Below are 10,876 nucleotides of genomic sequence, written 5' to 3' on the forward strand. Positions count from 1 at the left end.
GATATTTCGGCGCCCGCTGACCACCCGGGACTCGCTGGGCCGTCGCGACGCGACGGCCTTCGCTACGCGACCGCCGTGAGCGTCAGCAGCGTCGCCTCGGGCGGGCAGGCGAAGCGCACCGGGGCATAGATCGAGGTGCCGAGGCCGGCCGAGACGTTGAGGTAGGCCGAGCGCAGCCCGTGACGCCAGACGCTCAGCCCCTTCACCTGCGCCCGGGGGATGTCGCAGTTCGTGACGAGCGCGCCGAAGCCGGGCACGCAGACCTGACCGCCGTGAGTGTGGCCCGCGAGGATGAGCTGCGCGCCATGGTTCACGAAGGAGTTCAACACGCGCTGGTACGGCGCGTGAGAGACGCCGACGGTGACCGTCGGACGCTCCGCCTGCTCGAGCTCGGCGTCGGGCCAGCTCTCGTCACCGAGCGGGTCGTCCGCTCGGAGCTCGTCGATCGCCGCGGTGATGACGTCGAGCCGGTCGTAGCCGCGGTGCGGGTCGTCGACGCCGAAGAACTCGAGCCGGGTGCCGTTGATCTCGAGCGCGGCGGCGGCGTTGTCGAGATCAGTCCAGCCGAGCTCCGCGAAGTAGGCGTGCAGCGCTCCGATGTCGAGCCGCTCAGCCTGCCGACGGTGCCGGCTGGGTCCCGTGAAGTAGGCGAAGGGGTTCTTCGCCTGCGGGCCGAAGTAGTCGTTCGAACCGTTCACGAAGACGCCCGGGATGCCGGCGAACGGGGCGAACGCCGCCCGGATGCCGGTGAGGCCGTCGCGGTGCCCGAGGTTGTCGCCGGTGTCGACGATGAGATCGGGCTCCAGGCGCGCGAGCTCACGGACCCACGCCTGCTTGTCCCGCTGCCACGGAGCCATGTGCAGGTCGCTCAGATGCAGCACCTTGATCGGTGCGGCGCCCGCGGGGAGCACCGGGACGGACGCGGTCCGCAGGGTGTAGTGGCGTCGCTCGACGAGGGACCCGTACGCGAAGGCGGCCGCGCCCGCCGCGCCGATCGCGAGTGCGATCCGCGCGGCGGGCGCGAGGCGGGTGCCGCTCAACCGTCGCCTTCGCCGTCGTCGGGCGGCGTCGTCGGCTGGCCGCCGTTCGACAGGGTCACGCTGACGTTGCCGCCCTTGGCAACAATGGTGCCCGGGGCCGGGTTCTGCCCGGTGACGACGCTCGCGCCGCCGCCGCCCTGCGCTTGGAACTTCAGTCCGGCGCCCTCGACCGCGGCCTTCGCCTGGTCACGGGTCATGCCGGTGAGGTCCGGCACCTTCACGCCTTGACCGTTGCTCGTCGCGACGTTCACGGTCGTGCCCTTGCCGGCGAGCCCGCTCGGGTCCTGTGTCGCCACGGTTCCCGCGGGCAGGTCGGAATCGACCTCACCGCTGTGCGCGAAGCCGAAGCCGGCGTCCTCGAGCGCCTTCTGCGCCGCCTCCAGGGAGAGGCCGACGACGTTCGGCACCTCCGACTGGATCGAGCGCAGTGCGCCGTCGGGCGCGTCGGGGAAGCCGTCGCCGCCGTACTTGGCGTTGGCGACGGACATCACCCGGGGCCAGATCTGGTGTCGGATCTGCGCGACCTGTCCGGCATCGAAGTATTCGTTGCGGAGGTTCGTGTGGCCGCTCGCGTTGAACACGCCGGCGACGGTCGCGACCTTCGTCGACGTGCCGCTCATCCAGGTGGCCTCGTTGTTGTCGCTCGTGCCGGTCTTGCCCGCCATCGGCACCCACGGGTCGGTGCGCCCGTCGGACGCGGTCGCGGTGCCCTGGCTCATCACCCGCTGCATCGCATAGGCCATGCCGGCGGTGACGTTCGGGTCGACCCGCTGGCCGCAGTTCGCCGACGGCGGGGCGACCTCTTCGCCCTTGCCGTTGATGATCTTGTCGATCGCGATCGGGTCGCAGACCATGCCGTTGCCGCCGACGCCGGCGAAGGCCGCGGCCATCGTCACCGGCGCGATCTCGTTCGTGCCGAGGATCGTGGCTGGGCTCTGACCGAGGGGCTGGCCGTCGGCGCGGTGCACGCCGAAGGCCTCAGCGGTCTTGCGGATGCCACAGAGGTCGAGCTCCTTGGCCATGCCGACGAAGCCGGTGTTCGTCGAGTTGATCGTGGACTGCAGCGCGGTCATGCTGCCGCCGTTGCCGCCCTCGTCGTTCTTGGGGTTCCAGGTGGGGTCGTTCTGCGGTCCGTTGCAGCTGTCCTTGAACGTGCCCCAGTTCGACTTGCGGCGGCCGTCGACGCTCTCGTTCAGCGAGTGCCCCTCGGCGAGCCACTCGCCCACGGTGAAGATCTTGTACGTCGAGCCCGGCTGGAAGCCGGAGGAACCGCCGTACTCGTAGTCCGTGTTGTAGTTCACCGCGGAGGCGGTGCCCCCGCTCGCGGCGATCACGTCCGGATCGGGGGAGTAGTCCTTGTTCTGCGCCATGGCGAGCACCCGGCCGGTGCCGACCTGGACCGACACGGAGACGGCGCCGACATCGAAGTACGAGGCGAACGGGACGAGCTCGCGGATCGCACCGTCGGCCGCGGCCTGCAGATCGAGGTCGAGCGTCGTGAACACCTGGAGGCCACCCTGCTCGAGCATCTGCGCGCCCTCGTTGACGTCCTCGGTGGCGGGGTCGTCGTACGAGTTGATGATGATGTTCTTCACGTAGTCGCAGAAGAAGCCCGAGCCGCTGGGCGCCGACTGGCAGCCGGTGCTCGACGGCGTGATCACGGGGGTCACCGGCGTGGCGATCGCCGCGTCGTGATCCTCCTGGGTGATCTTCTTGTACTCGAGCATGCGGTCGAGGATGTAGTCGCGCCGCTCCTTGTTCGCCGCGTACGGCTCGGGCTCGCCCTGCTCGTTGACCGTGGCGGCGCCGTTGTCCTCGTCGTCCGGCTGGTCGAGGCGGAACTTCTCGGGGTTGTTCGTCATCGCGATGAGGCTCGCCGCCTCGGGCAGGCTGACGTCGGCGGCCGACTTGCCGAAGTAGTACTTCGCCGCGGACTCGACGCCGTAGACGCGACCGCCGAACGCGGCGATGTTGAGGTAGCCGCGGAGGATCTCGTCCTTCGTGTACTTCTTCTCGATCGAGATCGCGTAGCGGATCTCCTTGAGCTTGCGATCGGGCGTCGTCTTGGTGGCATCCTCGATCGCCGCCTCGCGCTCCTTCTCGTTCGGGTGCTCGCGCACGGCGTTGTTCACCAGGACGTTCTTGACGTACTGCTGCGTGATCGAGGAGCCGCCCTGGGTCGCGCCGCCGATGACGTACTCGTTCAGCGCGGCGCGCAGGGTGCCTTGCACATCGACGCCGCCGTGCTCGTAGAAGCGCGGGTCCTCACCGGCGACCGCGGCGTCCTTCAGGTACCCGCTCATCGCCTCCCAGGGGACCTCTTCGCGGTCCTGGTCGTAGAAGGAGGCGAGGTGCACGGGGGAGCCGTCGGAGGCGGTGGCGTAGATGTCGGACTTCTGGGCCAGATCGCCGATCTCGAGGTAGCCCGGGAGGTTCTCGAACATCGTGATGCTGTTGTTGGCGGCCATGCCGGTCACGGCGAGCGCCGGGGTCACGGCGGCCGTGACAAGCACACCGGCGAGCGCGCTCATGCCGAGAAGGCCCAGGAGGCCTCCGGCGGCGCCGCTCGCCGTACGATTTTTGGCAGACATATAGTGGAGCCTAACGGAGAAGGCTGGCAAAACCCCGCTACGCGGGTGCGCCGGGATTCCGCGGCTGACACGCCGGATTCGCCACAATCGGATGCCGGAATGCCCGCAGCGGAAGCTCCGACCCACTCATCACCCCGCAGATCGAGCTCTGGAGCGCCATGACGACCTGGGAGTACATCACCACCCCGCTGCTGATCCACAACACGGCCGCGATCCTGAACAACTGGGGATCGGAGGGCTGGGAGCTCGTGCAGATCGTGCAGGGCCCCGAGGGCGGGCTCGTCGCCTACCTGAAGCGCCCGGTCGGCGACGAGGCGTCCGCCGCCGCCAGCGCCGGAGCCGCCGCAGCCGCGCAGGCCGCGAAGCAGTTCGAGGGGAAGGCGTGATCATGTCGTTCGAAGCACGCCTGAACGAGCTCGGCATCCAGCTCCCCGACGTCGCACCGCCGGTCGCGGCCTACGTCCCCGCCGTCGTCACCGGCTCCCACGTCTACACGAGCGGCCAGCTGCCGTTCGTGTCCGGGGCCCTCCCCGCGACGGGCAAGGTCGGCGACGGGCACGGCCTGGTGCCGGCCGACGACGCGAAGTCCTACGCGCGCACCGCCGTCCTGAACGCGCTCGCCGCGGTCCGCGCCGAGCTCGGCTCGCTCGACCGGGTGACCCGCGTCGTGAAGCTCGTCGGCTTCGTCGCCTCCGACCCGGCGTTCTCCGGGCAGCCGGGCGTCATCAACGGCGCCTCGGAGCTGCTCGGCGAGATCTTCGGCGACGCCGGGCGGCACGCTCGCTCCGCGGTCGGCGTCGCGGTGCTGCCGCTCGACGCGCCGGTCGAGCTGGAGCTCGTGGTCGAGTTCGCCTGAGTCGCGTCCGATACACGGATGCCCCGGCGGGAAGCTTCCCGCCGGGGCATCCGTCGTTCCCGGGCCGGGCGCACGCGCCCGACCGGGCCTAGCGCACCTGTTCGGTGATCGCCGTCATCACCGAGGTGTCGGCGAGCGTCGTCGTGTCGCCGACCTGGCGGCCCTCGGCGAGGTCACGCAGGAGGCGGCGCATGATCTTGCCCGAGCGGGTCTTCGGCAGCTCGTTGACGATGAACACCTGGCGCGGGCGCGCGATCGCCCCGATCTGCGTCGCGACATGGCGGCGCAGCTCTTCGGATGCCTCCGCCACGTCGGTCACGCGGTCGGCCTGGCTCGCCTTCAGGATGACGAACGCCACGACGGCCTGTCCGGTCGTCTCGTCGGCGGCGCCGACGACCGCGGCCTCGGCGGTCCAGGGGTGGGCCACGAGCGAGGACTCGATCTCGGCGGTCGACAGGCGGTGACCGGAGACGTTCATGACGTCGTCGACGCGGCCGAGCAGCCAGACGTCGCCGTCCTCGTCGCGGCGGGCGCCGTCGCCGGCGAAGTACTTGTCGCCGAACTTCTCCCAGTAGGTCTCCTTGAACCGTTCCGGGTCGCCCCAGATGCCGCGGAGCATCGACGGCCAGGGCTCGGTGATGACGAGCAGGCCGCCGTCCTCGCCGCCGACGGGCTTGCCGTCGTCGTCGAGGATGTCGACGGAGATGCCCGGCACCGGCACCTGCGCGCTGCCGGGCTTCAGGTCGGTGACGCCGGGGAGGGCGGAGATCATGATCGCGCCGGTCTCGGTCTGCCACCACGTGTCGACCACGGGGATGGAGCCGCCGCCGATGACGTGGCGGTACCAGATCCACGCCTCGGGGTTGATCGGCTCGCCGACGGAGCCGAGCACGCGCAGCGAGCGGAGATTGAACTCGTGCGGGATCTGGCGGCCGAGCTTCATGAAGGAACGGATGGCGGTCGGCGCCGTGTAGAGGATCGAGACGCGGTACTTCTCGACGATCTCCCACCAGCGGCCCGGGTGCGGGCTGTCCGGCGTGCCCTCGTAGAGCACCTGGGTGGCGCCGTTCGCCAGCGGGCCGTAGACGACGTAGGAGTGACCGGTGATCCAGCCGACGTCGGCGGTGCACCAGTAGACGTCGGTCTCGGGGTGCAGGTCGAAGACGTTCTTGTGGGTGAACGCCGCCTGGGTCAGGTAGCCGCCCGAGGTGTGCAGGATGCCCTTCGGCTTCCCGGTGGTGCCGGAGGTGTAGAGGATGAACAGCGGGTTCTCGGCGTCGAACGCCTCGGCGGCGTGCTCGGCCGACGCCGTCGCGACCGTGTCGTGCCACCACTGGTCGCGGCCCTCGGTCCAGCCGACCTCGTTGCCGCCGCGCTGCACGACGAGCACGTTCTCGACGCTCCCGCCGGTCGCGCGGTCGAGCGCGTCGTCGACGACGGGCTTCAGCGGGAACACCTTGCCCTTGCGGTAGCCGCCGTCGGCGGTGATGACGAGCTTCGCCTCGGCGTCGTCGATGCGGGACGCGAGGCTGTCGGCGCTGAAGCCGCCGAAGACGACGGAGTGGATGGCGCCGAGACGGGCCACGGCGAGCATGGCCACGACCGCCTCGGGGATCATCGGCAGATAGATGGCGACGCGATCGCCCTGGCCGATGCCGAGGCCGGCGAGCACGTTCGCCGCGCGCTTCACCTCGTCGGTCAGCTGTGCGTAAGTGATGGTGCGGCTGTCGCCCGGCTCGCCCTCCCAGTGGATGGCGACACGGTCGCCGTAGCCGGCTTCGACGTGGCGGTCGAGGCAGTTGGCGGCGACGTTCAGCCTGCCGTCGCCGAACCAGCGGGCGAACGGCGGGTTCGTCCAGTCGAGCACCTCGGTGAACGGGGTCTCCCACTGGATGAGCTCACGGGCCTGCTCGGCCCAGAAGCCCAGGCGGTCTTCGGCGGCGCGGCGGTACAGGCTCTCGTCGGCGACGGCCTGGGCGGCGAACTCGGGGCTCGGGCGGAAACGCCGGATCTCCTCGAGCGCGTGATCGATCTGTGCGGTCATGGTTCTCGGTCGCTCCTTCGCGATGTGCATGGATCGGATGGGTTCGCCTGCCCCACCCAGCACCCTACCGCCAGCCTGGAAGGCCGTCGTACACTGTGTCCGTCGGCGTCATGCGGCCGGCCGTTCTCGGGTCATCTACAACTGGCTGAGGGTTCGCGGAGAGAATTCTGTCTGTCCGCACAAATGAGGACAAAAAGTACTTGCGCATGAATCGAGAAGCCCTACACTGGGTACCGCCCGAACACTCGTTTCGAGGCCTGCAGCGTGCCGCATTCCCCCCAATCGGTACGCTGCCGAGGCGGCACCTGTTCCCCCCAATGGGTGCCGCCCCCTTCTTTTAACCGGTGGGGTGCGCTTCACCGGTGCGGGCGGCGTGCTGCTGCCGATCTGGAATCGCGATCGCGCTCAGGAGCGGCGGTCCTCCTCCACAACGACGTGGGGGAGGAGCGCCATCCCCGGTGTCGTCGCCACGGCCCCGCCGAGCGAGCGACGCTCCGTACGCTCGCCGGCATGACCGTTCCCTTCGTCGCCTCCCCGTCGTGGCTCCCCGGCGCCGCCACGGGCTCGGCCGCGCCGTCGAGGCGAGCACCCGACGCCGGCGAGGGCCGGCCGGGGGCGGCGGCGTCCGCCGACGAGCAGCGGGCACCGGGCTCGCCGCTCCCTGCGCATCCGAGCGCGGCATCCCGCGTCCCGCCGCCGGTCCCGCGAGCGCTCGAGCTCGAACTCCTCGGGGAGCTCGCCCCCTTCGCGAGCTTTCCCGACGTCACCGACCTCTTCGTGAACAGCGAGCGCGGGCTCTGGGTCGACCGCGGCGCGGGCGCCCTGCACGAACCGGCGTGGGCCGCCGGCGAGGCCGAGGTCCGTGCGCTCGCGGTGCGACTCGTCGCCCGCGGCGGGCGGCATCTCGACGAAGCGAGTCCAGCGGTCGACGTCCGGCTCGGCTCGGGCATTCGGGTGCACGCGGTCCTCCCGCCGATCTCGACGGTCGGCACCCTCCTCTCGGTCCGCATCCCGCGGGCCGCCGGGCACTCGCTCGCCGGGCTCGCGCGGCTCGGCATGCTCGACGACCCCCAGCTGCGCCGAGTGGAGCGGGCCGTCGTGGAGCGCGAGAACCTGCTCATCACCGGCGCCGGCGGCACCGGCAATACCACATGGCATCTCTGACCCCAATAGACCCCGCGTCTGCGATACGCGGCAGCTCCGTGTGATCGTTTGGCGTTGAAAACTAAAGCGATGTGCTACGTTTGGGGTATCCGGATGAAGGGAGCCCACTGTGGCGATCGACGAGGGGCGCGCGTGGGCGCTGCGAACGCTGGGAGCCGACGGCGTGCTGGTGCGAGAGCAGATCTCGTCCATCATCCGCGACTGCCACGAGAAGATGGCGAACGCGCAGGCCGAGGCCGAGATGAAGCACACGGGCGTGTATGGCCAGATCTGGCGGAAGTGTTTGGACGAGTTTGTGACGGTGCTAGGGCGCCTGCCCTCGGCTGAGATCGTTCCGCGCCGGGGCTACAAGCTGGTCGCTTTCAACGGGGTGATCTTGTTTCCGTGGCGGTTCGCGCGGGAGCGATCCACGGACATTGGCTCGCGGCCGTTCGCCGTCTCGGACACTCGGATCTCCCTGTTCGGTGAGGAGCGCGAATCGACGCAGCAGCGTCTGGACATCGAGTTCGAGCACCCCGAGTTGACCGAGGAAGAGCGGGAGCTGCTCGACGCCGAGAGCAAAGCGCTCGAGGAGGCGCTGTCGACCCACTCCCGCGTGGTCGTCGTCCCGTATGCGAGCAACCCGTTCGCGCTCTACAGCGTCGACTGGGGCGAGGCGACGTTGGGAAGCGACGGCTACCTCACCTTCGCGTCGATGGAATCGCTGCTCGAAGTAGGCGCAGCCTCCCTGGTGGATCTGGACCTGACGGACGAGTCGTTCTCCGACGGGCCGATCCCGCGCCCGGATCTGGGGGTGAAGGGCGACGAGGCGGACGGAGAGGCTGATGGACGACCGTGACACCCTCTTCTCGCTGCTCGGAGCAACCGACCGTCCCGATCTCGACGCCGTCGCTGACGCGTTCGACCCAGCTCGTCTGACGCAGGCGCGTTTCGCGGCCGGCTTGTCGAAGGCGAAGCTCGCTGAGCTGGTCGGGGTCACGCCTGCGGCGATCGGTCAGTACGAGTCGCGAGTGGTAACGCCGCGCCGCGACCTGCTGCCGGTGCTTGCGCGCGAGCTGGATGTCCCGGTGGACTACTTCGCCACGGGTCGACCCATCGGCCGCGTTGACGGCTCGGAGGCGCATTTCCGGAGCCTGCGCTCGACCACCGCGCGGGATCGGTCCAAGGCGATCGCGTTCATTGAGCAGGTCTGGGAGCTGACGTTCGCGTTAGAGAAGAAGGTCCGGTTCCCCGATGTCGACTTGCCGGTGGTGGATCGGCAGCAAGCGGATCCCGTTTCCGCGGCGCAGGCGCTTCGCGAGCATTGGGGTCTGGGCGTGAAGCCGGTCAAGCATCTGGTCGCGCTGACGGAATCGCACGGGATCGTCGTGAGCCTGCTGACGTTGGCGAACGCCGATGTAGCCCGAGTCGGCGCGTTCTCGACGTCTCGCTTGGCTCGCCCGGTCATCGTGGTGACGCCCGAGCGCGCGAAGTCGGTGTTCGTCTACCGGTTCACGGTCGCCCACGAGTTGGGGCACCTGCTCTTGCACGGCGAGGCCGTTCCAGGTGACCAGCAGCAGGAGCGAGAAGCCGATCAATTCGCTGCTGAGTTCCTGACTCCACGTTCCCAGATTGTGAACTTGCTGCCGCGGACCGTGAACCTTTCCCGGCTCGATGAGCTCTCGCGGCATTGGGGTGTGTCGGTGGATTCGCTGCTGCTACGGATGAAGGAGACCGGTACGGTCTCCGACGCTTCGATCCGTCGGGGCTACCAGAAGCTGAACCAGCTGCGCAGCTCCTCACTGGACGCGCCCGAGCCGGTGAACGCATATCCGGGTGAGGTGCCGTCGATGTTGGCCGAGGCTGCCCGGCTTGCCGATCAAATCGGCTTCGCGCAGATAGACCTCGCCCGCGAGCTGCGTTGGCACCCGGCACGTGTGCGCGAAGTCCTGGGTGTCGACGATCCCAGGCCGACATTGAAGCTTGTCACCGATCCCTCACCGGAGTAGGGCTGGAATGGTGTCGTCGAGGTCGAGGAGTAGCGCGCAGATGACGGCCCTCCGGAACGGTAACGACGTCGCCCAGCGGCGATGGGATTCGGCAGCCGCGAGACGGAGGATTAGGGATGAGCCGATCAAGTTCGAAGACCCGGCGAGCTGCTCGGGCGGCGGGCGTGACTGCTCGTAGCGCCCAGAGTTCCGGCATCGTAAAGTGCTACGTCGAGCGGTTCGAGAACGCGGTCGGCGCACCGGACCTCCGCCTTCGCGAGAAGTCAACCAAGCGGCTCGTGCGGGTTCTGACGGACAACCAGATGTTCAGGTCATTCGCGCCGCTGTCGAACCTTCTGCAGGACTGCTACGCGCATGGAGGCGGCCTCGTTGAGCCGCGGAGTCGCGCGGAGTACGTCGCCATCGCCGCGCCGATTGTGAAACAAGGCGCTCACGAGATAGCTGTCGCGTTCGAGGGCTTCTCGGTTAAGGTCCACATCGTGACGGCGGACGTCGCATCTCCTCCGACATCCGTGTGGGCTTACATCGAGGAGTACCCGGTCGATGGCGGGGGCCTTGGTCTGCGTCTTCGCCAGAAGGTCACCGGCCGGAAGGTCGAGATGTACGGCAGGAACCAGGATCACTTGCTCACATTCCTCAGCAGCCCGCAATTCACAGGTGCTGACTCGCACATGCCGAACATCTACCAGAAGGACGGCTTCGACGACTACGTGCTGGTTTCCGGAGGTGCTGCCACGGACTCCTATGACGTGCTGCTCTTCAACGACGGTGCCGAGCTCACTTATCTGCTTGGCCCGACGCCCGACACCGCATACAGGGACGCGTTCCGTGAGCTCACGGATGAGTCAGCGCCCAAGGCGCACGCACGTACGGCACAGATGCACTTCGACACGGGCCGGTACCGCGAGGCCGTGCTCGCCGCGCGACTCGCTGTCGAGACGGCATGCGGCGGACGTGGGCCCGACGTGAAGCGCCGGCTCGCTAACGCTCCTGCTGACGTTGCGGCTGCGGGTGATGCGCTGTACGGGAAGCGCCACATCGCCGTCCATGAGGGCGACACGCGGGTCGAGCAACCCGCCATCTCGATCGCCAACGACACCCTGTACGGCCTCGCCACACAGGCGATCCTCGCGATGCACAGCGTCCTCGCCTACCTAGAGTCAGACAGTTTCAGTAGCTGAGCCTCTGCCACG

At 68.9% G+C, this 10,876-nt stretch carries 9 protein-coding genes; 6 read left to right on the plus strand and 3 right to left on the minus strand.

The window, feature by feature from the left end; all coding sequences use genetic code 11:
- Positions 1-62: 62 nt before the first annotated feature.
- Positions 63-1,040 carry a metallophosphoesterase gene (locus M3147_RS01710; RefSeq protein ID WP_251201769.1) on the minus strand — a complete coding sequence of 326 codons (978 nt, stop codon included), beginning with the start codon at positions 1,038-1,040 and terminating at the stop codon, positions 63-65.
- Positions 1,037-3,631 (minus strand): transglycosylase domain-containing protein, encoded by a 2,595-nt coding sequence (locus tag M3147_RS01715; protein ID WP_251201770.1) that lies wholly within the window; start codon positions 3,629-3,631, stop codon positions 1,037-1,039. Before M3147_RS01715 ends, M3147_RS01710 begins: the two co-directional genes overlap by 4 nt.
- A gap of 158 nt (positions 3,632-3,789) precedes the next feature.
- Here M3147_RS01715 and M3147_RS01720 point away from each other — a divergent pair, with 158 nt between their 5' ends.
- Both M3147_RS01720 and M3147_RS01725 read left to right on the plus strand, forming a co-directional pair.
- Positions 3,790-4,017: a DUF4177 domain-containing protein gene (locus M3147_RS01720; RefSeq protein ID WP_251201771.1), complete on the plus strand. Its 228-nt coding sequence runs from the start codon at positions 3,790-3,792 to the stop codon at positions 4,015-4,017.
- Positions 4,018-4,019: 2 nt separating this feature from the next.
- Positions 4,020-4,487 carry a RidA family protein gene (locus M3147_RS01725; protein ID WP_251201772.1) on the plus strand — a complete coding sequence of 156 codons (468 nt, stop codon included), beginning with the start codon at positions 4,020-4,022 and terminating at the stop codon, positions 4,485-4,487.
- Between the two features lie 88 nt (positions 4,488-4,575).
- Here M3147_RS01725 and acs read toward each other — a convergent pair whose 3' ends face one another.
- The gene (gene acs / locus M3147_RS01730; protein ID WP_251201773.1) at positions 4,576-6,531 is read right to left on the minus strand and encodes an acetate--CoA ligase; all 1,956 of its coding nucleotides are present in this window, start codon (positions 6,529-6,531) and stop codon (positions 4,576-4,578) included.
- 510 nt (positions 6,532-7,041) lie between these two features.
- Between acs and M3147_RS01735 the strand changes: the two genes are divergently transcribed.
- The 4 genes from M3147_RS01735 (at position 7,042) to M3147_RS01750 (ending at position 10,864) form a co-directional block, all read left to right on the plus strand.
- The gene (locus M3147_RS01735; RefSeq protein WP_251201774.1) at positions 7,042-7,695 is read left to right on the plus strand and encodes an ATPase, T2SS/T4P/T4SS family; all 654 of its coding nucleotides are present in this window, start codon (positions 7,042-7,044) and stop codon (positions 7,693-7,695) included.
- A gap of 109 nt (positions 7,696-7,804) precedes the next feature.
- Positions 7,805-8,533 (plus strand): hypothetical protein, encoded by a 729-nt coding sequence (locus tag M3147_RS01740; protein ID WP_251201775.1) that lies wholly within the window; start codon positions 7,805-7,807, stop codon positions 8,531-8,533.
- Positions 8,520-9,683 (plus strand): helix-turn-helix domain-containing protein, encoded by a 1,164-nt coding sequence (locus M3147_RS01745; RefSeq protein WP_251201776.1) that lies wholly within the window; start codon positions 8,520-8,522, stop codon positions 9,681-9,683. Before M3147_RS01740 ends, M3147_RS01745 begins: the two co-directional genes overlap by 14 nt.
- Positions 9,684-9,847: 164 nt before the next feature.
- Positions 9,848-10,864: a hypothetical protein gene (locus M3147_RS01750; protein ID WP_251201777.1), complete on the plus strand. Its 1,017-nt coding sequence runs from the start codon at positions 9,848-9,850 to the stop codon at positions 10,862-10,864.
- The last annotated feature ends 12 nt before the right edge of the window (positions 10,865-10,876 follow it).

The organism is Agromyces mediolanus, assembly GCF_023715325.1.
GTDB lineage: Bacteria > Actinomycetota > Actinomycetes > Actinomycetales > Microbacteriaceae > Agromyces > Agromyces mediolanus_A.

Excerpts from the sequence above, each read along its gene's own strand:
- M3147_RS01720 (WP_251201771.1), top strand. The coding sequence starts at position 3,790 with ATGACGACCTGGGAGTACATCACCACCCCGCTGCTGATCCACAACACG.
- M3147_RS01725 (WP_251201772.1), top strand. The coding sequence starts at position 4,020 with ATGTCGTTCGAAGCACGCCTGAACGAGCTCGGCATCCAGCTCCCCGAC.
- M3147_RS01735 (WP_251201774.1), top strand. The coding sequence starts at position 7,042 with ATGACCGTTCCCTTCGTCGCCTCCCCGTCGTGGCTCCCCGGCGCCGCC.
- M3147_RS01745 (WP_251201776.1), top strand. The coding sequence starts at position 8,520 with ATGGACGACCGTGACACCCTCTTCTCGCTGCTCGGAGCAACCGACCGT.
- M3147_RS01715 (WP_251201770.1), bottom strand. The coding sequence starts at position 3,631 with ATGTCTGCCAAAAATCGTACGGCGAGCGGCGCCGCCGGAGGCCTCCTG.
- acs (WP_251201773.1), bottom strand. The coding sequence starts at position 6,531 with ATGACCGCACAGATCGATCACGCGCTCGAGGAGATCCGGCGTTTCCGC.